Annotated in this window: 22 protein-coding genes; 11 read left to right on the top strand and 11 right to left on the bottom strand. The window is 71.8% G+C overall.

The features are described 5' to 3' along the window. Position 1 precedes the first annotated feature (1 nt). Together ASG88_RS02820 and ASG88_RS02825 are read left to right on the top strand one after the other, a co-directional pair. A complete protein-coding gene (locus ASG88_RS02820) occupies positions 2-814 on the top strand; it encodes a class I SAM-dependent methyltransferase (RefSeq protein WP_056885841.1) in 813 nt (270 codons plus the stop codon). 154 nt (positions 815-968) lie between these two features. Further along, positions 969-2,516, top strand: coding sequence for a CotH kinase family protein (locus ASG88_RS02825; RefSeq protein ID WP_082599802.1), 1,548 nt, complete (start codon positions 969-971; stop codon positions 2,514-2,516). Between the two features lie 28 nt (positions 2,517-2,544). Here ASG88_RS02825 and ASG88_RS02830 read toward each other — a convergent pair whose 3' ends face one another. Then, a complete protein-coding gene (locus ASG88_RS02830) occupies positions 2,545-3,087 on the bottom strand; it encodes a DUF1697 domain-containing protein (RefSeq protein WP_056885843.1) in 543 nt (180 codons plus the stop codon). A gap of 70 nt (positions 3,088-3,157) precedes the next feature. Here ASG88_RS02830 and ASG88_RS02835 point away from each other — a divergent pair, with 70 nt between their 5' ends. From ASG88_RS02835 to ASG88_RS02845, 3 genes are read left to right on the top strand one after another with little or no spacing between them, the layout of a single operon-like run. Then, positions 3,158-3,946, top strand: a complete 789-nt coding sequence (locus ASG88_RS02835) for a transporter substrate-binding domain-containing protein (protein ID WP_056885844.1) — start codon at positions 3,158-3,160, stop codon at positions 3,944-3,946. A gap of 38 nt (positions 3,947-3,984) precedes the next feature. Beyond that, positions 3,985-4,776: an amino acid ABC transporter permease gene (locus ASG88_RS02840; protein ID WP_056885845.1), complete on the top strand. Its 792-nt coding sequence runs from the start codon at positions 3,985-3,987 to the stop codon at positions 4,774-4,776. After that, positions 4,776-5,543, top strand: a complete 768-nt coding sequence (locus ASG88_RS02845; protein ID WP_056885846.1) for an amino acid ABC transporter ATP-binding protein — start codon at positions 4,776-4,778, stop codon at positions 5,541-5,543. The genes ASG88_RS02840 and ASG88_RS02845 overlap by 1 nt, the downstream gene beginning before the upstream one ends. Positions 5,544-5,549: 6 nt before the next feature. On the opposite strand, the gene ASG88_RS02850 is transcribed toward ASG88_RS02845, so the two are convergent. Further along, the gene (locus ASG88_RS02850; RefSeq protein ID WP_056885847.1) at positions 5,550-6,461 is read right to left on the bottom strand and encodes a LysR family transcriptional regulator ArgP; all 912 of its coding nucleotides are present in this window, start codon (positions 6,459-6,461) and stop codon (positions 5,550-5,552) included. 72 nt (positions 6,462-6,533) lie between these two features. Between ASG88_RS02850 and ASG88_RS02855 the strand changes: the two genes are divergently transcribed. Continuing rightward, a complete protein-coding gene (locus ASG88_RS02855) occupies positions 6,534-7,133 on the top strand; it encodes a LysE/ArgO family amino acid transporter (RefSeq protein ID WP_056885848.1) in 600 nt (199 codons plus the stop codon). Positions 7,134-7,170: 37 nt separating this feature from the next. Here ASG88_RS02855 and ASG88_RS23710 read toward each other — a convergent pair whose 3' ends face one another. Next, positions 7,171-7,959 (bottom strand): hypothetical protein, encoded by a 789-nt coding sequence (locus tag ASG88_RS23710; RefSeq protein WP_056885849.1) that lies wholly within the window; start codon positions 7,957-7,959, stop codon positions 7,171-7,173. Positions 7,960-8,139: 180 nt separating this feature from the next. Here ASG88_RS23710 and ASG88_RS02865 point away from each other — a divergent pair, with 180 nt between their 5' ends. Further along, positions 8,140-9,030 (top strand): oxygenase MpaB family protein, encoded by an 891-nt coding sequence (locus tag ASG88_RS02865; RefSeq protein WP_056885850.1) that lies wholly within the window; start codon positions 8,140-8,142, stop codon positions 9,028-9,030. 18 nt (positions 9,031-9,048) lie between these two features. On the opposite strand, the gene ASG88_RS02870 is transcribed toward ASG88_RS02865, so the two are convergent. Together ASG88_RS02870 and hppD are read right to left on the bottom strand one after the other, a co-directional pair. Beyond that, positions 9,049-9,549: a GNAT family N-acetyltransferase gene (locus tag ASG88_RS02870; protein ID WP_157559519.1), complete on the bottom strand. Its 501-nt coding sequence runs from the start codon at positions 9,547-9,549 to the stop codon at positions 9,049-9,051. 4 nt (positions 9,550-9,553) lie between these two features. Further along, entirely contained in the window at positions 9,554-10,780 is a 1,227-nt protein-coding gene (gene hppD, locus ASG88_RS02875) for a 4-hydroxyphenylpyruvate dioxygenase (protein WP_056886052.1), read from the bottom strand. Between the two features lie 81 nt (positions 10,781-10,861). On the opposite strand from hppD, the gene ASG88_RS02880 reads away from it, so the two are divergent. Beyond that, positions 10,862-11,323, top strand: a complete 462-nt coding sequence (locus ASG88_RS02880; RefSeq protein WP_082599803.1) for an Lrp/AsnC family transcriptional regulator — start codon at positions 10,862-10,864, stop codon at positions 11,321-11,323. 82 nt (positions 11,324-11,405) lie between these two features. On the opposite strand, the gene ASG88_RS02885 is transcribed toward ASG88_RS02880, so the two are convergent. After that, entirely contained in the window at positions 11,406-11,942 is a 537-nt protein-coding gene (locus ASG88_RS02885) for a PaaI family thioesterase (protein ID WP_056885853.1), read from the bottom strand. 55 nt (positions 11,943-11,997) lie between these two features. On the opposite strand from ASG88_RS02885, the gene ASG88_RS02890 reads away from it, so the two are divergent. Then, on the top strand, positions 11,998-12,480 hold the full coding sequence (locus ASG88_RS02890; protein WP_056885854.1) for a winged helix-turn-helix transcriptional regulator: 483 nt from the start codon (positions 11,998-12,000) through the stop codon (positions 12,478-12,480). Here the strand turns inward: ASG88_RS02890 and ASG88_RS02895 are convergent. Continuing rightward, positions 12,470-13,120, bottom strand: coding sequence for an IclR family transcriptional regulator (locus ASG88_RS02895; RefSeq protein ID WP_056885855.1), 651 nt, complete (start codon positions 13,118-13,120; stop codon positions 12,470-12,472). The genes ASG88_RS02890 and ASG88_RS02895 overlap by 11 nt on opposite strands. 112 nt (positions 13,121-13,232) lie before the next feature. Here ASG88_RS02895 and ASG88_RS02900 point away from each other — a divergent pair, with 112 nt between their 5' ends. Then, a complete protein-coding gene (locus ASG88_RS02900; protein ID WP_056885856.1) occupies positions 13,233-14,750 on the top strand; it encodes a calcium-binding protein in 1,518 nt (505 codons plus the stop codon). An 85-nt stretch (positions 14,751-14,835) separates the two neighbouring features. Here the strand turns inward: ASG88_RS02900 and ASG88_RS02905 are convergent, their stop codons facing one another. The 3 genes from ASG88_RS02905 to ASG88_RS02915 form a co-directional block, all read right to left on the bottom strand. Continuing rightward, entirely contained in the window at positions 14,836-16,509 is a 1,674-nt protein-coding gene (locus ASG88_RS02905; protein ID WP_235534712.1) for a DEAD/DEAH box helicase, read from the bottom strand. A 107-nt stretch (positions 16,510-16,616) separates the two neighbouring features. Then, the gene (locus ASG88_RS02910; RefSeq protein ID WP_056885858.1) at positions 16,617-16,901 is read right to left on the bottom strand and encodes a DUF3039 domain-containing protein; all 285 of its coding nucleotides are present in this window, start codon (positions 16,899-16,901) and stop codon (positions 16,617-16,619) included. A 59-nt stretch (positions 16,902-16,960) separates the two neighbouring features. Beyond that, positions 16,961-17,524, bottom strand: a complete 564-nt coding sequence (locus ASG88_RS02915) for a YqgE/AlgH family protein (protein ID WP_056885859.1) — start codon at positions 17,522-17,524, stop codon at positions 16,961-16,963. A 70-nt stretch (positions 17,525-17,594) separates the two neighbouring features. Between ASG88_RS02915 and ASG88_RS02920 the strand changes: the two genes are divergently transcribed. Continuing rightward, positions 17,595-18,302, top strand: coding sequence for a TetR/AcrR family transcriptional regulator (locus ASG88_RS02920; protein ID WP_056885860.1), 708 nt, complete (start codon positions 17,595-17,597; stop codon positions 18,300-18,302). 202 nt (positions 18,303-18,504) lie between these two features. Here the strand turns inward: ASG88_RS02920 and ASG88_RS02925 are convergent, their stop codons facing one another. Beyond that, complete coding sequence (locus tag ASG88_RS02925; RefSeq protein WP_056885861.1) at positions 18,505-19,527, bottom strand: DUF3048 domain-containing protein; 1,023 nt, start codon at positions 19,525-19,527, stop codon at positions 18,505-18,507. Positions 19,528-19,635: the final 108 nt, after the last annotated feature.

Below are 19,635 nucleotides of genomic sequence, written 5' to 3' on the forward strand. Positions count from 1 at the left end.
CATGACCACGACCCCACAGATGACCGAGCTGCGCGACAAGCAGCAGAAGGTGTGGAGCAGCGGTGACTACAACCGCATCGCCGCCCTCACCGTCCCGGTGTCCGAGCACCTCGTCGAGCACGTCGGCGTCGCACCCGGCGCCCGCGTCCTCGACGTCGCGACCGGCACCGGGCACGTCGCCCTCGCGGCGGCCCGCCGGGGGGCGACCGCCTCCGGCATCGACTACGTGCCCGCCCTGCTCGACATCGCGCGACGGCGCGCGGAGGCGGAGGACCTCGCGCTCGACCTGTCCGAGGCCGACGCCGAGGCGCTCCCGCATCCGGACGAGTCGTTCGACCTGGTGCTGTCGGCCATCGGCGTGATGTTCAGCGCCGACCACTCCCGGGCCGCCGCCGAGCTGGTGCGGGTCTGCCGTCCGGGAGGTCGGCTCGGCGTGGCCAGCTGGACGCCGGAGGGCTTCATCGGCGGGATGCTGGGCACCGTGGGGCGGCACGCCCCGCCCCCGCCCGGCGCGCAGCCCCCGACCCGGTGGGGCACCGAGTCCGTGGTGGCCGAGCTGCTCGGCGACGGTGTGGAGGACGTGGGGTCCGTGACGGCCACCGTCCGCCAGCGGTTCGCGGACGCCGACGCCTTCGCCGACCTCTTCCTCACCTACTACGGCCCGACGTTCGCGGCGGCCGGTCGCCTCGACGAGGACGGTCGGGCCGCGCTGCGCGCCGACCTGGTGGGCCTCGCCGCGTCGTACGACCAGGGGAACGGCGACGGCGCCGTGCTCGACTGGGAGTACCGCATCGTCACGGCCACACGCCGCTGACGGCGTCGACCCGGGGACCGGGGTGCTCCCTCCCCGGGTCGGCGCGCTGATCGTGGGTCGCGACGGGCGGCTCCGGTCTATGGTGATCCTCCAGCGGTCCAGGCCATCGGACCGCACGCACACCCGGACCGGCCGGGACTCGGGGGGATGACGCATGTCGAAGGCACTCAGGACCATCACGGGAGCAGGGCTGGCCTGCGTGCTCGCCGTCGGTCTCGCCCCCGCGCGCGCCCGCGCCGGCGAGTCTGCCGGGGCGGAGGGCACGTGGGTGCCCGGCGTCCCGGCCCAGCTCGTCGTCGCCACCGACGGCGGCGCCCCCGTCCTCAACCGGGACGACTACGTCACCGGCACCCTCACCCTCGACGGGGTCACCCACCCCCTCGAGATCAAGGGCCGCGGCAACTCCACCTGGAACTTCCCCAAGAAGCCCTACAAGGTCAAGCTCGGCGAGGACGCCGCGCTGGTGGGGACGACGCCCCAGGAGGACTGGGTCCTGCTGGCCAACGCCGCCGACCGCAGCGCGCTGCGCACCCACACCGCCTTCGCCGTCGCCGACCGGACCCGGCTCGGGTGGACGCCGCAGAGCCGGTTCGTCGAGCTTGTCCTCAACGGCACCTCGCAGGGGATGTACCAGCTGACCGAGCAGGTCGAGGTCAAGCCGGGCAGGGTCGACATCGCCGACGACGCCTACCTGCTGGAGATCAACGAGCGCTTCGTCCGCGACGGCGACCGGGGCTTCCGCACCGTGCGGCGGCGTACGCCCATCGTCTTCAAGGACCCCGACGATCCCGAGCGCGGGGACGTCGTCCGGGTCCGCCGTCACGTCCAGGCGTTCGAGAAGGCGCTCTACGGCAAGCGCTTCACCGACCCGGAGCGCGGCTACCGCCCGTACGTCGACCTCGGCAGCTTCATCGACTGGTACCTCGTCGAGGAGCTCTTCCGCAACCAGGACTCCAACTTCTTCTCAAGCGTCTACGTCAGCTGGACCCCGGGCGGCAAGCTCGAGATGGGTCCGGTCTGGGACTTCGACCTCAGCGGGGGCACGGCCTTCCGCCGGGCGGTCCCGCCCCGCGGCTGGCACACCCGCACCAAGAAGCACTGGATCAGCCGGATGCTGAAGGACCCCGACTTCGCAACCCGCGTCAAGTCGCGCTGGACCACCCTGCGGCCGCGGGTCGAGCGGCTGGTCTCCCAGCTCCCCGCCGCTGCGACGCCGCTGCGGGCCACCGCCGAGGCCGACTGGGCCCAGTGGCACGCCGGCACCGAGCTGGTGCTCGGCAGCAAGCACGCCGAGTCCTTCGACGGCGAGGTCGAGTTCCTCCGCGACTGGCTGACCCAGCGGATCGCGTGGATGAGCCAGCCGGAGGTCGGCTTCGTCCGCGCCTTCAGCAGTGTCAACGAGCGGGCCCGGGTGATGCGCCCCCGCGTCCGGCTGCTCGGCGAGCACGCGGCACCGATCACCGTCGGCTACCAGGTCGTGGGCGGCACCGCCACGGCTGGCGTCGACTACTCCCTCGCCCCGGGCTCCCTCGTCTACGAGCCGGGGCGCACGCTGCAGTCGCTGCCGATCACCCTGATCGACGACCGCGAGCGCGAGGACCGCGAGACGATCAAGATCCGGCTCACCACCTCCGACGACGCCATCGTCGGGACGCCGGACGTGCTCACCGTCAAGATCACGGCCAACGACGGGCGCCGCTGACCTGTCGCGCGCTGGTCCGTGACGCCGGTCAGCCCCAGCGCGTCGCGAGCTCGCGCACGACACGCGCGTTGCGGTTGGTGGACACCCCGAGGCGTTTCTCGACGTAGTCGTTGGACAGCCGCGCCCCGTGGTAGCTGTCGCGCTCGTCCATGAGCAGGTGGGCACCCCTGCCGCGGACGACCAAGCGCTCCCCGTCGATCTCCACGGACTCGATCTCGCGCACCTGCTCCGGCGTCGGCGCGCGCTTGAGCAACGAGACGTACTGCATGCCCAGCCGGTCGTGGGCCGCCGCCAGCTCGTCGGCGTCGGACGCGATGGCGACCAGCTCGGCGGGCGTCAGCACGACCGTCGGCACCTCGAAGCCGCGGTCGGCCGCGAAGGCCGCCTCGAGGACGGACGTCACCTTCGTCGTCGAGCGCAGGCCGGTGGTCAGGCGCACGTTGCCGGTGTTGATGTAGGTCTCCACGTCCCGGGCACCGGTGGACTCCACGACAGCCCGGATGGCGTCCTGGGGGAACTTCCTCGTGGCTCCGAGGTTGATCGCGCGGAGGAAGGCGACATAGGTCGGCATGCGGGCATCATGCCGTGGCCGGTGTGACGTGGGCGACGTCCCGGGACCCGACGGGTCTAGTGTGGCGACCATGAACACTCGAGCACTCGCCTCCGGAATCAGCGTCGTCGCCCTCACCCTCGCGGTCGCGGGGTGCGCCAAGGAGGACACCTCCACGACCACCGAGTCGGGCATCGAGCTGGTCAAGGAGGGCACCCTGACCGTCTGCACGCACCTGCCCTACGAGCCGTTCGAGTTCACCGAGGACGGAGAGGTCGTCGGCTTCGACCCCGCAGTGCTCCAGCTCGCTGCCGACGCCGAGGGTCTGGACTTCGAGGTCCTCGACGTCGCGTGGGAGACCATCACCACCGGTGAGGCCCTCAACACCGGGCAGTGCGACGTCGGCGCCGGCGCCATGACGATCAACGAGGAGCGCCAGGCCGTCATGGACTTCACCGACCCCTACTTCGAGGCCACCCAGGCCCTGATGACCAAGACCGGGGCGGGCATCACGTCTCTGGAGGACCTCGCCGGCAAGAAGGTCGCGGTGCAGGACGGCACGACCGGCTCCGACTACGTGCGCGAGAACGCCCCCGAGGACACCGAGATCATCACCTTCGAGGACTCCTCCCTCATGCAGCAGGCGGTCCTGACCGGCAAGGCCGACGCGGGCGTCAACGACAACGGCCTGCTCAACTACTTCGTCAGCGAGAACCCCGAGGTCGAGGTGGTCACGGAGTTCCAGACCGGTGAGGAGTACGGCTTCTCGGTCAAGAAGGACGGCAACGCAGAGCTGCTCACCGCGATCAACGACGCGATCGCGAGCGACGACTACGACGCGGTCTACGAGGAGTGGTTCGGCACCGCACCCACGTCGTGACGCCCTCCCCGACCCCACGACGAAGGTGATGTGAGCCCATGGCGAGTCCCCGCCAGCGTGCCGCCCGGTGGCGCTACGTCCAGTACGCCGTGCTGGTGGTCGTGCTGGTCACGATCGCCCTCGTCGCCGACTGGGCGCAGCTCCAGCGGGCCTTCTGGAACTGGGAGCTCGTCAAGGAGCAGTTCCCCGAGGTCCTGACGATCGCGCTCAAGAACACGATCATCTACACCGCGTGCGGCTTCACCTTCGGCCTGATCCTCGGGCTGGTGCTGGCTCTGATGCGGCTCTCCAGCGTCGGCCCCTACCGGTGGATCGCGACCGGCGTCATCGAGCTCTTCCGTGGTTTGCCCGCCCTGGTCGTGTTCATCGCGCTCAGCGTGGGCTTCACCCTGGCCTTCCCGAACCTGGTGATCCCGTTCGGCAACCTCGGCATCGTCACCCTGGCCCTGGGCCTGGTCGGCGGGGCCTACATGGCCGAGACCATCCGGGCCGGCATCCAGGCCGTGCCGAAGGGCCAGATGGAGGCCGCCCGATCCCTCGGGATGTCCCACGGCCGCGCGATGATCAGCGTGGTCGTGCCCCAGGCGTTCCGGATCATCCTGCCGCCGCTGACCAACGAGCTGATCCTGCTCACCAAGGACTCCTCGCTGGTCTACATCCTCGGCCTGTCGCTGGCGGACTACGAGCTCACCAAGTTCGGCCGGGAAAGCATGAACTCCTCGTCCAACCTGACCCCGATCGTGGTGATCGCGCTCTGCTACCTGCTGATCACCGTCCCGCTGTCGATCGTCGTACGCCGCATGGAGAGCCGCGCGGAGAGGGCCCGCTGATGACCACCACACCCACGACTCCCGACAGCCGGCGCGCCGACGCGGCCATCGACGTGCAGGACCTGCACAAGTACTTCGGCGACAACGAGGTCCTCAAGGGCATCGACTTCCACGTCGCGCACGGTCAGGTCGTGTGCGTGATCGGGCCCTCCGGGTCGGGCAAGTCCACGTTGCTGCGCTGTGTCAACATGCTCGAGACCCCCACCAGCGGCAAGATCTTCGTCGAGGGCGAGGAGATCACCGATCCCGACGCCGACGTCGACAAGCTGCGGGCGCGCATCGGCATCGTCTTCCAGAGCTTCAACCTCTTCCCGCACATGACCGTGCTGCGCAACCTCACCATCGCCCAGCAGAAGGTCGCCGGCCGCAAGAAGGGCGAGGCCGTCGAGATCGCGCGCGCCAACCTCGCCAAGGTCGGCCTCGCGGAGAAGGAGACGGCCTACCCGGCCCACCTCTCCGGTGGCCAGCAGCAGCGGGTGGCCATCGCGCGGGCCCTGTCCATGCAGCCCGACCTGATGCTCTTCGACGAGCCGACGTCCGCCCTCGACCCCGAGCTGGTCGGGGACGTGCTGGCGGTCATGAAGGACCTCGCCTCCGAGGGCATGACCATGATGGTCGTGACGCACGAGATGGGCTTCGCCCGCGAGGTCGGCGACAACCTGGTCTTCATGGACGGTGGGGTCATCGTGGAGGAGGGCGACCCGCGCGCCGTGCTCGGCGACCCGCAGCACGAGCGCACCCAGGCGTTCCTCTCCAAGGTCCTCTGACACGGATCAGCTCAGCCAGCCCCGCGCGGCGCCGGTGATCGCGGCCGTCAGGTCGGCCATCAGGGGTGACTCCAGGCGCCAGTGCTGCCAGTAGAGCGGCACGTCGGTGTGGCGCCCCGGCACGATCTCGACCAGCCGACCGCGATCGAGGTCGGTCCGCACCTGGACCTCGGGGATCATCCCCCAGCCCATGCCGCGGCGTACGGCGTTGTCGAACTCCCCCACCGACGGGATCCACGTCACCGGCGGCGTCAGGTGCCGGCGCGTGACCTTGCGCAGGAAGTCGTGCTGCTGGGTATCGTTGCGGTCGAACGCGATGAGCGGCACCCGGCCCAGGGCCGTCGCGGTGGCCCCGTCGGGGAGGTGGTCGGCGACCCACGCCGGGGTGGCGACCGCGCGGTAGCGCATCGAGCCCAGCCGCACGACCCGGCACCCGGGCACCGGTCGCGGGTCGGACGTCACCGCCGCCATCACGTCGCCGCGGCGCAGCCGCTCGGTGGTCCGCGACTGGTCCTCGCGGACGATCTCGAAGGTGACCCGGTGCGCACCCTGCACGTCGACCAGGGCGTCGATCAGCCACGTGTAGAGCGCATCGGCGTTGACGGCGATGGGCACCGCGGCGAACGGGTCGTCCTCACCGGGGTCCTCGCCCTCGAGCAGCTCGGCCACCGCCTCGCGCTCCAGCAGCTCGGTCTGGGCAGCCAGCCGCACCAGGACGTGTCCCGCCTCGGTGGCCTCGAGCGGCTTCACCCGGTGCACCAGCACCCGGCCGACGTGGGTCTCCAGCGCCTTGATCCGCTGGCTCACCGCCGAGGGGGTCACGTGCAGCTCGCGGGCGGTGGCCTCGAAGGTCCCGAGCCGGACGGCGGTGGCCAATGTGCGCAGCGACACGGGGTCGATCTGGGTGACGTCTTTCATACTAAGAGAGTCTAATGATTCCCCAGAATGGTTCGCTGGATTGAAGGCGCTTCGGGACCTAGCGTTCTACACATGTTGAGCATCTTCCTCACCGGTGTCCTGACCGGTCTCGCCCTGATCGTCGCCGTCGGCGCCCAGAACGCGTTCGTCCTCCGCCAGGGGATCCGCGGCGAGCACGTGCTGGCCGTGATCGTGGTGTGCATGGTGTCCGACATCGTCGCCCTCACCGCCGGTGTCGCCGGCCTCGGCGTCGTGATGGAGCGCTGGCCGGCCGTGCTGCCCATCGCCCAGATCGGCGGCGGGCTCTACCTGCTGGCCTTCGGGGTCCAGTCGGCGCTGCGAGCGTGGCGACCCGTCGCCCTCGACGCGGACGGCGGCTCGAGCATGACCGTGCGTCGCGCCGTGCTGCTCACCCTGGCCCTGACCTGGCTCAACCCGCACTTCTACCTCGACGCGATCCTCATGCTCGGCACCGTCGCCAACAGCTTCGGCGACCAGCGCTGGTGGTTCTGTGCGGGCGCGATCGCCGCCAGCCTCGTCTGGTTCCCCGCGCTCGGCTTCGGCGCGCGCTCCCTGCGCGGCATCTTCGCCCGGCCGTCGGCCTGGCGGGTGCTCGACTCGGGCATCGCCGTCCTGATGGGCGCCCTGGGCATCGGCCTGCTGGTGCACTGACGTCCCGGGCTGGCCTTGTGCTGCGCCGGCGCCGGGCTCAGGCCCCGGCGAAGGACATCCCGCGCTCGGCCATCGCCTCCTGCAGGCGGCCGATCGCCATCGGTCCGACGCCGTGGAGGGCGGCGAGCTCGGCCTCGGTCAGCGCCGCCACCTGCTCCAGCGTGGTGATCCCGACGGCGCGCAGTGCCCGCGTCGCCGGGGCCCCGATCCTCGGCAGGGCCGTCCCGGTCGGCAGCGGGGCCCGATCGCGCGGGGTCGCGAGCCCGGCGTCGACCACGGCCCGGCCGCGCGGCGACAGCAGGTAGCCGATGTCGAGCGACTCGGTCAGCCCGAGCTCCTTGAGCTTGCGCACGTCCTTCTTGAAGTCGGCGGTCTCGCGGCCCACCCGGGCCGCGAGGTCCGGCGCCCGGACGGTCGGGTGGAGGTCGATCAGGTCCAGTGTCTCGCGGGTCCACGCGCCGTACGACGACGCCTTGTCCAGCCGGTCGAGCCGGCCGTTGATCCGCTCGATCTCGGCAGCGTCGGGGACCGACTCGCGCAACGCCTCACGGGGGTCGGGCCCGGCCCAGACCAGGCCGATGCGCCACACCGGGTCCTCCGGGCGGGCGGCGAGCGCCTCCCGCAGCGCCGTGAGCGACGGGGAGCCTGCCCGCCGGGCGTCCTCGGTCGTGAGGCGTCCCGCCCGCTCGACGGACGTCACCTCGAGCAGCCCCACCGCCGTGCGCATCCTGGTGCCGACCACCACCCGCGGCCTCGCCCACCGGCGGAACGCGAGGTCGACGGTGCCTGCCTTGATGGCCGCCAGCTCGGCGGGACGGATCATCATGGGACGAGCCTGTCAGTCCACGCGCAGGATGTCTCCCGGCTGTCGGGCTGGCCCGGGTAGTTGGGGACGTTCTGAGCGGCCCTTCGGGCGATCGGCCTACCAGTTCGTCCCCAACTACCCCGCGGGAGGACCGGCGACACGTCAACGACGTCGCTTCGGGGCCCCTCGTAGTGTCGGGACATGACTCCCCTGCGGGCGCGCCTCGGTCGCGAGATCTTCCGACGTGTCGCCGGACCCGACGGCCCGAAGGCGCGCGAGCGCATCCACGGCACCCCGGGGCCGCGCTGGTTCGACGCCGACTCGGAGATCGTGCGGGTGCACGCGGACGCCTCGATGTTCATCGGCGGGATCCGGGCGGTGCTCCTGCAGACGATGCACCCGGCCGCGATGAAGGCGGTGGCCGACCACTCGGGCTACCAGGGCGACATGTGGGGGCGCCTGGCCCGCACCAGCCAGTTCCTCGCGGTGACCACCTTCGGCACGATCGACCACGCCGAGCAGGCGATCCGCGCCGTGCGGTCGATCCACGAGCGGGTGACCGGCACGATGCCCGACGGCACGCCGTACGCCGCCTCCGACCCGCACCTGCTGGCCTGGGTGCACGCGGCGGAGGTCGACAGCTTCCTGCTGGCGCACCAGACGTACGGCGCCCGCCCCCTCGACGAGGCCGGGTGCGACGCCTACGTCGCCCAGGCCGCGCTGGTCGCCGGCAAGCTCGGCGTGGTCGACCCGCCGACGACCGTGGCCGAGCTGCGCGCGGTGCTCGACGCCTTCCGCCCCGAGCTGCGCGCCACCGAGGAGGCCCGCGGGGCGGTGCGCTTCCTCGTCCTGCATCCCGAGCTCCCGGTAGCGGCGCGACCGGCGTACGCCGTGCTGATGGCCGCGGGCGTCGCCCTGATGCCCCGCTGGACCCGGCGCCCCCTGCGCCTGCCGTGGCTGCCGGTCTCCGAGCGGACCGTCGTCAAGGCGCTCGGCACCCTGGCCACCGGCACGATCCGCTGGGCGATGTCGTCGGGGGTCGACGAGGCGCACGAGCTGCGGGCCACCGCGACGGCGCCCGCGCCTGCCTGACGGGGCAGGGTCCCGGCCTCAGCGCTCCGGTCGGACGAGCACCTCGAAGCCGGATCCGTCAGTCGCGGCGTCGAAGCGGCCGACGCGCTGGAAGCCGAGGCCCTCGACCGTGCGCAGGGCGCGCGTGTTGAAGGTCGCCACGGTCACGCGGAACGCTCGAGGGGCAAATCGGGCTCGGCCGTACGCGAGGCCGGCCGAGATGGCGCGGTGCCCCAGGCCCTGCCCCACCAGCTCGGGGCGCAGCCCTCCGCCGGTGTCGAGCGCACGGTCGTCGTACTCCCATCCCGGCACCTGTCCGTCCGCACCGAACGAGCGGAAGCCGATCAGCCGCTCACCCGACAAGAGTGCGTGGAACCCCGACGCGGGATCGAGCAGCCACTCGGGGTCCGCGTCCGTCATGTCGTAGCAGTCGTAGGGCGCCGGGTAGCGCCAGGTGCAGATGTCGAGTGCGTCCTCCCGCCGGAGGGGCGCGACCGTCATCCCGGCGGCGGACGCGACCAAAGGTTCGAGGGAACCCATCGGCTCAGAGGTTGCCGCGCGCGTCCTGCTCGCGCTCGATGGCCTCGAAGAGGGCCTTGAAGTTGCCCTTGCCAAATCCGAGCGACCCGTGCCGCTCGATCAGCTCGAAGAAGACCGTCGGGCGGTCGCCGAGCGGCTTGGTGAAGATCTGCAGCAGGTAGCCGTCCTCGTCGCGGTCGACGAGGATCTTGCGCTTCTGCAGCTCCTCGATGGGCACCCGGACGTTGCCGATGCGCGCGCGCAGCTCGGGGTCCTCGTAGTAGGAGTCCGGGGTGTCGAGGAACTCCACGCCGTTGGCGCGCAGCGCGTCGACGGAGCCGAGGATGTCGTTGGTGGCGACGGCGAGGTGCTGGGCGCCGGCGCCGCGGTAGAACTCGAGGTACTCGTCGATCTGCGACTTCTTCTTGGCGATGGCCGGCTCGTTGAGCGGGAACTTCACGCGGTGGTTGCCGTTGGCGACGACCTTCGACATCAGCGCGGAGTAGTCGGTGGCGATGTCGTCACCGATGAACTCGGCCATGTTCGTGAAGCCCATGACCTTGTTGTAGAACTCGACCCACTGGTCCATCTTGCCGAGCTCGACGTTGCCGACGATGTGGTCGAGGGCCTGGAAGAGCCGCTTGGGCTGGCCCTCCTTCTTCTCGAAGGTGCTCGCCCTGGCGACGTAGCCGGGGAGGTAGGGACCCGAGTAGCGCGAGCGGTCGACCAGCGTGTGCCGGGTGTCGCCGTACGTCGCGATGGCCGCGATCCGGATCGTGCCGTGCTCGTCGGAGATCTCCTCGACCTCGCGCACGATCGTCGCGCCGGCCGAGCGGGCCTGGGCGATGCACTTGTCCACGTCGGGCACCTCGAGCGCGATGTCGACGACGCCGTCGCCGTGCCGGCGGTGGTGCTCGACCAGCGGGCTGTCGGGGTCGACCGCGCCGTTGATGACGAAGCGGATCGAGCCGGAGCGCAGCACGAAGGACTTGTGGTCGCGGTTGCCGTTCTCCGGGCCCGAGTAGGCCTCGAGCTGCATCCCCCACGCCGACTGGTAGTAGTGGGCGGTCTGGGTGGCGTTGCCGACGACGAAGACGATCGAGTCCCAGCCGGTCACGGGGAAGACGTCGCTGTCCTCGTCGTACTCCACGAGGCCGACGAGCTGCCGGAGCTGCTCGAGGGTGAGGTCGGCCTTGAGCTCGTCGGTGGTGAGCGCTGCGCCGGTCGAGGGCTGGTCGGTCGTCGAAGTCATGCGCACAGCGTGTCGGGGAGCGACAGAGTGTGCAACAGTACGACGAAACGTTGCGCAGATTGCACAGTAGAAGGAGTCCGCGTGGACGACCTGGACCGCAGATTGATCGAGCTCTTCGCCACCGAGCCGCGCATCGGGGTCCTCGAGGCGTCCCGGCGACTCGGCGTGGCCCGCGGCACCGCCCAGGCCCGCCTCGACAAGCTGGCCGCCAGCGGGGTGGTGACCGGCTGGGGACCCGACCTCTCACCCGAGGCGCTGGGCTTCCCGGTGATGGCGTTCCTGACCCTCGAGATCCGCCAGGGCGCGGGCCACGACGCCGTCGCGACGCACCTCGCGGGCATCGCCGAGGTGCTGGAGGCCTACACCATCACCGGCGCCGGCGACATGTGGGCGCGGGTCGTCGCGCGGTCCAACGCCGACCTCCAGCGGGTCATCGACCGGGTGCTCGCCGAGCCCGGGATCGAGCGCTGCACGACGGTCATCGCGCTGGCGACCCAGATCCCGCACCGGGTGCTGCCGCTGGCGCGATCAGCAGTCAGCTGATTTCGAGACGGGTCGCTCGCGCGCTGGCGCGCGCGAGCCGAGCCCTCCTCAATCTCCCGCCGCTCACCAGGGCTTCGCGAGCTCAGCCCTGGGCGGCGTGAAAGATCATGCAGCTCGAGATTGCGTGGGCGACCACCTTGCCGGCCTCGTCGCGCAGCTCGGCCTGGGCGAGCGCCGTACGCCGTCCGCGCTGCAGCACCGTGCCCTCGCAGGTCAGCAGGCCGGAGTCCGCCGTGACCGGGCGCAGGAACTTCACCGTCAGGTCGAGAGACGTGTACATCTCCCCCACCGCCAGCGTCGAGTGCACCGCGCAGCCCGCCGCGGTGTCGAGGAGCGTCGAGATGACGCCGCCGTGGACGCCACCCAACGGGTTGTAGTGGAAGGTCCGCGCCGGCATCTCGACCAACACGCGCCCTTCCTCGGGGTGAAAGCCGGTCATGCCGAGGGTGTCCATGATCGGCGGCCGGGGCAGCTCTCCGGAGACCATCATCTGCAGCTGCTCGAGGCCGGTGGCGGCCAGCAGCCGGTCGAAGTCGCCCTGGCCGGGACGGGCCCACTCGACGACGCGGGTGTCGGTGGCGAAGTCGCCGTGGCCGGGGCGGTCCTGGGTCTGGGTCATGGATCCAGCGTCGCACCTCCTTGCTGAGTCTGTCAATCAGACCTAGGGTGCAGCCATGACCGCCGCTCCGCCCGCCCTCGCCTGGTCCACTGACAACTGCACCGTCGGCCGCGCCATGGAGGTGCTCGGCGAGCGGTGGACCTTCGTCGTGCTGCGGGAGGTCTTCAACGGCGTACGCCGCTTCGACGACATGCGCCGCCACTCCGGCATGCCGCGCCAGGTGCTCACCGACCGGCTCGCCCTGCTGGTCGACCAGGGCATCCTGCGCCGGGTGCCCTACCGCGAGCCCGGCCAGCGCGAGCGCCACGAGTACCGCCCCACCGACAAGGGCTTCGACCTCTACCCCGTCCTCGTCGCCGTCCGGCAGTGGGGCGACCGCTACCTCGCCGACCCCGAGGGCTCACCGGTCGAGTTCGCGCACGTGGACTGCGGCGCTGAGGTCGACGCCGTGCTCCGCTGCCGCGAGGGCCACGAGCTGACCGGCCGGCGCGACGTCGTCACTCGGCCGGGGCCGGGGATCCGACCCTTCAGCGGCTGACCTCGCCGGCGAGCGCGAGCCGCACCGACTCGGCGGCCGCCAGCACCCGGGGAGCCACGACGCCCTCGTCGATGCCGCCGCCGAGGGTGACGACCCCGACCGACGCCTCGAGCCCGGCGACGCCGCGGACCGGCGCCGAGAGCCCCTGCGCGCCCGACTGGAGCTCGCCGGTGGTGACGACGTACTGCCCGGTGCTCTCCCGGGCGAGCAGGATCGCCTTGCCGGCGGCCCCCTGGGTCAGGGCGTGCCGCGCGCCGACCCGGTAGGAGACGTGGAAGTCGGTCCACGACGGCTCGACCACCGCCAGCGCCAGGGCCTCGTCACCGTCCGCCACCGTGAGGTGGGCGGTGCAGCCGATCGCGTCGGCGAGGCTGCGGAGGACCGGCACGGCGAGGTCGCGCAGGAGCGGCTGCACGGCCGAGGCCAGGTGGAGCATCCCGAGGCCGACGAAGAGCCGACCGCGCGCGTCGCGGCGTACGAGCCCGTGCTGCTCCAGGGTGCTGATCAGCCGGTAGACGACCGTGCGGTTGACCCCCAGCTCGAGGGAGAGCTCGGTGACGGTCAGACCGTTCGGTGTGGCCGCCAGCACCTCCAGCACCCGCAGCCCCCGATCGAGGGTCTGTGAAGTTTCGGCGGTCATGTGGCCAATCTAGTGACAACTTCGCGACGACCACCCACGTCCTAGCCTGCAGGTGCACGACGCACTGCCCCGAGACGGGGTGACAACCCACCACACGATCAAGGGAGAACACATGCATCGCCATGTACGACGCACGTTCGCCGCGACCGGCACGACCGCTCTTCTCGCTGCAGCACTGCTCACCGCACCCGGTGCGTACGCCGCCGCGGCGGTGGAGACCTGCCAGGGCAAGGCCGTGACCATCGACGGCTCCGGCCAGGCCACCGTCACCGGGACTGCCGGCGACGACGTCATCGCCGCGACCCTCGGTTCGACCGTGACGGCCCTGGCCGGCAACGACACCATCTGCGTGCTGCCGGGCACGGCCAGCACCGCCACGTCGGTCGACGCCGGCGAGGGCAACGACTCTGTCGACACCGCCACGATCCCCGCGGGGGCGACCGTGACGACGGCACTCGGTGCCGGCGACGACAGCTACACCGGGGGCGCCGCCTCCGACCAGGTCTCCACCGGTGCCGGTGCCGACACGGTCACCACCGGTGCCGGTGACGACGGCGTCGGCAGCGGGACCGCCGGTCAGCCCAACGCCGACAAGATCGACCTAGGCGCGGGCGATGACGTCCTCGACTGGCACGGCATCCAGGCCGCCGGCGGCAGCGTCGCCTTCGGCGAGGGCGCCGACACCCTGGCCGACGGCGACGGCGGAGTCGTCTCGATCGGCGCCCCCGCACGGAAGCTCGAGCGGGGCGGCGCCCCCGTCCTGACCTGGAGCGGCGCCGTCTCGACGTACGTCGTCGACTCGACCGCCTCCTCGGTCACCTTCACGGGCACCGACGCGGCAGAGACCTTCGTGCTGCGCGACCCGGCCACCGGCGCCACGCCGACCACGGTCAAGGTCGACATGGCCGGCGGCGACGACACCATGACGGTGCGCTCCCGCGTGCTCGACGGCTCGACGTGGTCCGGCGGCGACGGCACGGACCTGTTCCAGGTCGCGTTCGACTACGCCGAGGTCCTGCTCGACCTCAGGAGCGGCCAGTTCGAGACCGGCGAGCCCGACGTGACGGTGGACCAGCGCGTCACCGACGTCGAGAACGTCGACGCCGTCAGCGCGCGGGTGACCGTCAAGGGCACCGACGCCGGCAACGTCCTCAACCTGCAGGGCTGCGCGATCTGGGCCGTGGGCCGGGCCGGGGCCGACACCATCGGCTACGGCGTCGACCTCGCCGACGCTCCCGCTCTGACCTGCACCGGCGCCTCCATGGTGGCCCGGGGCGGCAAGGACGCCGACACCATCTCCGGCACGTCCGGCAAGGACCGGCTGTTCGGCAACAAGGGCGAGGACCTCGTCAAGGCCATGGGCGGCGACGACGTCGTCTTCGGCGGAGACGACGACGACCGCGCCCGGGGCGGGGCCGGCAACGACAAGGTCCGCGGCGGCGAGGGCAACGACGAGCTCGGTGGCAACACCGGCAACGACCGCGTCCAGGGCGACAAGGGCAACGACCGCCTGCTGGGCCACCTCGGCAACGACGTGCTCGTCGGCGGGCTCGGCTTCGACCGTGCCAACGGCGGCAAGGGCACCGACCGGGCCTTCTCGGTCGAGCGTCGCTGGAACGTCGAGCGCTGACCCACCCGCTCGGATCCACACCGGCCGTCGTCCGCACCCGCGGGCGGCGGCCGGTCCGCGTCCCGGCCAACGACGCGGAGGTGGCTCAGGAGGACTTGCGCACCGCCCAGTCGCGGATGCGGTCGATCCGCTCGTGGAGCTGGTCGGCGCTGGCCACCGCGGCGGCCGGTCCCCCGCACTCCTTGCGGAGGGTGGCGTGCGTGATCCCGTGCGCCTGACCGGTCCGGTGGTGCCAGGCGGCGACCAGCCCGTTGAGCTCACGTCGCAGGATCGCCAGCTGCTCGTGGGTCGAGACCTCGGCGACCGAGTCCGCCTCGGGACGCGCGGCCTTCTGCTTGATGGCGCGCTCCGACTGCCGCGAGTGCAGCAGCTCGCGCACCTGGTCGGGCTCGAGCAGGCCCGGGATGCCGAGGAAGTCCATCTCCTCCTCCGACCCGACATGCACCTCGCCGGAGTGGCCGAACTCGCCGCCGTCGTAGAGGACCCGGTCGAAGGACGCCGTCGAGCCGAGGGCCTCCCACGACATCTCGAGCTCGCCGGAGGCGGCCTCGCTCGCGTTGGCGGCCGCCAGCAGGTCGTTCTCGGCGGCGAAGATGTCGTCCTCGTCGGTGATCCTGCGACCGAGGACGTGGTCGCGCTCGACCTCCAGCTCGGAGGCGTAGCCGAGCAGGTGCGGCACGGACGGGAGGAACACCGACGCCGTCTCGCCGCGCGACCGGGCGCGCACGAAGCGCCCCACCGCCTGCGCGAAGAACAGCGGGGTCGAGGTCATCGTCGCCCAGACGCCGACCGCGAGCCGGGGCACGTCGACGCCCTCGGACACCATGCGCACCGCGACCATCCACCGCTTGTCGGAGTCGCTGAACGCGCTGATCTTCTTCGACGAGGCCTTCTCGTCGGAGAGCACCACGGTCGGTGACTCGCCGGTGATCTTCTTCAGCAGCCCGGCGTACGCGCGGGCCTTCTCCTGGTCGGAGGCGATGACGAGGCCGCCCGCGTCGGGGACGTGGCGGCGTACCTCGGCCAGGCGCTTGTCGGCCGCCGCCAGCACCGATGGTATCCACGACCCGGCCGGGTCGAGGGCGGTCCGCAGGGCCTGGGCGTGCATGTCCTTGGTGAGCGGCTCGCCGAGGCGGGCGGCGATCTCGTCACCGGCGCGGGTGCGCCAGGTCATCTCGCCGGAGTAGGCCATGAACAGCACCGGCCGGACGACGTGGTCGGCCAGCGCGTGGGCGTAGCCGTAGGTGAAGTCGGCGACCGAGCGCGGGATCCCGTCGTCGCCGGGCGCGTAGGTCACGAACGGGATCGGGTTGACGTCGGAGCGGAACGGCGTGCCGGTGAGCGCGAGCCGGCGGGTGGCCGGCTCGAAGGCCTCACGCACGCCCTCGCCCCACGACATGGCGTCGCCGGCGTGGTGGATCTCGTCGAGGATCACCAGCGTCTTGAAGCGCTCGGTGCGGATCCGCATCGCCAGCGGGTTGACCGAGACCCCGGCATAGGTCACCGCGATGCCGACGTAGTCCTGCGAGGTCTTGCCCTTGCCGGCGGCGTACGTCGGGTCGATGGGGATGCCCGCCTTGGCGGCGGCCTCGGCCCACTGCGTCTTGAGGTGCTCGGTGGGCGCCACGATGGTGATCCGGTCGACGACCCGGCGCCCCAGCAGGTCGGCCGCGACCGTCAGCGCGAAGGTCGTCTTGCCGGCGCCCGGCGTCGCGACGGTGAGGAAGTCACGCGGGTTGTCGGCGAGGTACCGCTCCATCGCTGCCTGCTGCCAGGCACGCAGCAGGGGCGCGGTGCCCCAGGCCGCGCGCTCCGGCCAGGCCGGTGCGAGGACCGGAGCAGGGGGTACGGCGTCGTGCCGCCCCGTCACGCGTCGGGGCCCTGGTCGCCGCCGCCTGAGCCGTCGCCACCGGGCTTGATGGAGTCCCAGATCTCCTTGCACTCCGGGCACACCGGGTACTTCTCGGGGGCTCGGGAGGGGACCCAGACCTTGCCGCACAGCGCGATGACGGGGGTGCCCATGACCATCGCCTCGGTCAGCTTGTCCTTGGGGACGTAGTGGCTGAACCGCTCGTGGTCACCATCGTCGGTCGGCTGGGTGCGACGGTCCTCGATCGTCTCGGTGCCGGGTGAGAATCCGATGGTGCTCATGCCGGCCAGTCTAGGGCGTGCAGGGCCGATCCCGGGACACGCCGTCGACCGGTCCGGGGTCAGTTCAGGTCGGGATCGACCGGCCGGGTGGAGTGCCAGGCCAGCCGGCCGGGCTGGCGCCGCATCACGTCGCGCCACAGCTCGGTGGGGTCGTCGCGGAACAGGTCGCCGGTCGCGCCGGCTGCGACGTACCAGTCCCCGCGCTCGATCTCGCCCTGGAGCTGGTCGGGATCCCACCCGGCGTACCCGGCGAAGATCCGCATGCCCACCAGGCTGCCCTCGAAGAGCGCGACCGGCGTGTCGAGGTCGACGATGCCGAGCCGGCCCCGGACCGAGCGGAAGCCGACCGGCTCGTCGTCCTCGTCGCGCAGGAGGGCCACCGCGATGGCGCCCTCGACGCTCACCGGGCCACCCCGGAACAGCACCTCCGGCGACGTGAGCGTGGGTCCCCAGGACGAGATCTCGGTGATCTCGGCCACCGGGACCTGCGAGGGGCGGTTGAGCACCACCCCGAGGACGCCCCCGTCGTCGGCGTTGAGCAGCAGCACCACGGAGTCGACGAAGTTGGGGTCGGTCAGCCCGGGCGTCGCCAGCAGGAGCATCCCGGGCGCGACGTCGGTCATGGATCCATCATGGCCGATGAGTCCCTCGAGGCTCGACCCGCACGGCACGGCTGCTGCCTACACTGCCCGGATGGCTCCCCAGACGACCGGCACGCCGGCCCCGCAGGTCCCGGACGTCCCGAGCCGCCGGCAGCAGTACTCCGCGTCCACCAAGGCCGCCCTCGTCGACGTCGCCGAGGGGCTCTTCGCCGAGCACGGGTACGCCGCCACGTCGCTCGACCAGGTCGTGGCCGGCGCACAGGTCACCAAGGGCGCGCTCTACCACCACTTCTCGGGCAAGCAGGCGCTCTTCACCGCCGTCTTCGTGCGGGTCGAGGGGACCGCGGGCCGGGCGGTCCGGTCGGCCCTCGACCGGGAGTCCGACCCGTGGGTCAAGGCCCACGCGGGGCTGCGCGCGTTCCTCGACGTCGTCCAGCGTCCCGACTACCGCCGGATCGTCATCCAGGACGGCCCCTCGGTGCTCGACCACGAGCGCTTCCGCGAGCAGGAGCAGCGCTCGACCTTCGCGACGGTCGACGAGATCGTGCGCGGCGTGCTGACCGACGACGGCCGCGCGCTCGACGAGGAGATGCTGCTGACCTTCACCCGGATCTTCTTCGGGGCGCTCTCCTCCGCCGGCGAGTCGGTGGCCACCAGTGACGACCCGGCCGCGGCGGCCGCCCGGGTCGAGAGCGCGATCGCCTACATCCTCGCCGCGCTGCAGTCACGGGTGGCGGCCGGTGTTGCGCCCCCCGGCCCCGTCCCCGGGCCCGGGCCCGACGCCGCCGCCGCCGACTGAGGACTCGCCGCCGCCAGCTGAGGCACCCGACTGCCGCTCCACCGGTGTGCGTGGAAGCACGTCGGGGGCGGTGACACAGGTGCATCCACGCACACTCGTCGCGAAGGTCGCCCACGCCGCCAGGGAGCCCGACGAGACAGCGGCCCGTGCGGTCCACCGGGTGGACTGCACGGGCCGCCGTGTGGGCTCACGAGATCCGCGTCTACTTGCTCCAGGTGACGTCGCCCGTGCCGGCCGGGACCAGCTCGACCCACGTGCGACCGGCGGGGACGGTGATCTCCCCGCCCTTCGGGCCGGTGAGCTCGATCGCCCCCGTCAGCCCGTCCTTGGTCCAGGTGCCGCGCACGACCTTGCCGCCGTGGAAGAGCACCGCCTGCCCCTTGCCCTCGAACTTCGTCTCGGGGACGGGGTAGCCGGCCGGGTCGCGGTAGCCCGCGTCACCGATCTGCACCCGCAGCGCCAGCACGGTGGTGGCCGGGAAGGCGTCGCCCTCGCCGGCGTACGAATTGGTGTTGACGTAGGTCCCGTCCTGGTACTGCCAGGTCGTGGTGTGGTTGCCGAAGGCCGCCGAGAGGGTGCGGGCGGGCTTGCCGCCGAGGGAGTCTCCCTCCTCGCCGAACGCGAGGTAGGGCTCGGGAGCGTCGCCGCCCTTGATCGTGCCGGCGATGGTCTTGAGGTCGGCGAAGAGGTTGTACGGCGCGGAGCGGGCGTTGTCGCGGTAGACGCCCTTGGCGCCCTCGGTGACGAACGGGATGCCGGCCTGGTTGATACGACCGAGCGTCACGGCGGCGGCACCGCTGGTGACCACGTGCGCGCCGGTGGGGACGATGCCGATGTCGCTCGCACGCATCGACCGGACGGGGCCGACCACCTGGGGCAGCCGGGAGTAGTAGAACGCCGCGAGGCGGGTCACCCCGCCCTCCACGAGCTCCTCCACGACCATGTCGGCCTGGCCGAGGCCGACCTGCGGGGAGCTCGACGAGGTGTTGTCCACCTTGGTGACGATCACCGGGTTCTCGGGTGCGTCACCCTTCATCGGCAGCCCGGTGAGCGGCCACAGGGCCGGCTCCTCCGGCTCGGCGGCGGCGGTGGTCTCGCTGGTCTCCTCGGCCGGCGCCGGGGCGCTGGCGGGCTCCTCGTCGCCCCCGCACCCGGCGAGCAGCAGCGAGGCTGCGGCGAGGGACGCGACGGTGACGCTCAGGCGGCGGGGCAGACGGGGAAGCACGGGGGACTCCGATCGGTGGGTGGTGCTGGTCGTTCGCCGCCAAGTGTGACGCGCCCTCCCCACCAGGGAGGGGAAGGCGCGCCACGCACGAGGGCGGAGGGGGTGTGA

Origin of the sequence: Nocardioides sp. Soil777 (assembly GCF_001428425.1) — a bacterium.
Lineage (GTDB): Bacteria > Actinomycetota > Actinomycetes > Propionibacteriales > Nocardioidaceae > Nocardioides > Nocardioides terrigena.

What these genes read in the sequence shown, in the direction of transcription:
- ASG88_RS02835 (WP_056885844.1), top strand. Translation starts at nt 3,158, where the DNA reads ATGAACACTCGAGCACTCGCCTCCGGAATCAGCGTCGTCGCCCTCACC.
- ASG88_RS02830 (WP_056885843.1), bottom strand. Translation starts at nt 3,087, where the DNA reads ATGCCGACCTATGTCGCCTTCCTCCGCGCGATCAACCTCGGAGCCACG.
- ASG88_RS23710 (WP_056885849.1), bottom strand. Translation starts at nt 7,959, where the DNA reads ATGATGATCCGTCCCGCCGAGCTGGCGGCCATCAAGGCAGGCACCGTC.
- ASG88_RS02840 (WP_056885845.1), top strand. Translation starts at nt 3,985, where the DNA reads ATGGCGAGTCCCCGCCAGCGTGCCGCCCGGTGGCGCTACGTCCAGTAC.
- hppD (WP_056886052.1), bottom strand. Translation starts at nt 10,780, where the DNA reads ATGACTTCGACGACCGACCAGCCCTCGACCGGCGCAGCGCTCACCACC.
- ASG88_RS02920 (WP_056885860.1), top strand. Translation starts at nt 17,595, where the DNA reads ATGGCTCCCCAGACGACCGGCACGCCGGCCCCGCAGGTCCCGGACGTC.
- ASG88_RS02910 (WP_056885858.1), bottom strand. Translation starts at nt 16,901, where the DNA reads ATGAGCACCATCGGATTCTCACCCGGCACCGAGACGATCGAGGACCGT.
- ASG88_RS02850 (WP_056885847.1), bottom strand. Translation starts at nt 6,461, where the DNA reads ATGAAAGACGTCACCCAGATCGACCCCGTGTCGCTGCGCACATTGGCC.
- ASG88_RS02915 (WP_056885859.1), bottom strand. Translation starts at nt 17,524, where the DNA reads ATGACCGACGTCGCGCCCGGGATGCTCCTGCTGGCGACGCCCGGGCTG.
- ASG88_RS02865 (WP_056885850.1), top strand. Translation starts at nt 8,140, where the DNA reads ATGACTCCCCTGCGGGCGCGCCTCGGTCGCGAGATCTTCCGACGTGTC.
- ASG88_RS02825 (WP_082599802.1), top strand. Translation starts at nt 969, where the DNA reads ATGTCGAAGGCACTCAGGACCATCACGGGAGCAGGGCTGGCCTGCGTG.
- ASG88_RS02855 (WP_056885848.1), top strand. Translation starts at nt 6,534, where the DNA reads ATGTTGAGCATCTTCCTCACCGGTGTCCTGACCGGTCTCGCCCTGATC.
- ASG88_RS02885 (WP_056885853.1), bottom strand. Translation starts at nt 11,942, where the DNA reads ATGACCCAGACCCAGGACCGCCCCGGCCACGGCGACTTCGCCACCGAC.
- ASG88_RS02905 (WP_235534712.1), bottom strand. Translation starts at nt 16,509, where the DNA reads ATGGAGCGGTACCTCGCCGACAACCCGCGTGACTTCCTCACCGTCGCG.
- ASG88_RS02820 (WP_056885841.1), top strand. Translation starts at nt 2, where the DNA reads ATGACCACGACCCCACAGATGACCGAGCTGCGCGACAAGCAGCAGAAG.
- ASG88_RS02890 (WP_056885854.1), top strand. Translation starts at nt 11,998, where the DNA reads ATGACCGCCGCTCCGCCCGCCCTCGCCTGGTCCACTGACAACTGCACC.
- ASG88_RS02870 (WP_157559519.1), bottom strand. Translation starts at nt 9,549, where the DNA reads ATGGGTTCCCTCGAACCTTTGGTCGCGTCCGCCGCCGGGATGACGGTC.
- ASG88_RS02895 (WP_056885855.1), bottom strand. Translation starts at nt 13,120, where the DNA reads ATGACCGCCGAAACTTCACAGACCCTCGATCGGGGGCTGCGGGTGCTG.
- ASG88_RS02900 (WP_056885856.1), top strand. Translation starts at nt 13,233, where the DNA reads ATGCATCGCCATGTACGACGCACGTTCGCCGCGACCGGCACGACCGCT.
- ASG88_RS02845 (WP_056885846.1), top strand. Translation starts at nt 4,776, where the DNA reads ATGACCACCACACCCACGACTCCCGACAGCCGGCGCGCCGACGCGGCC.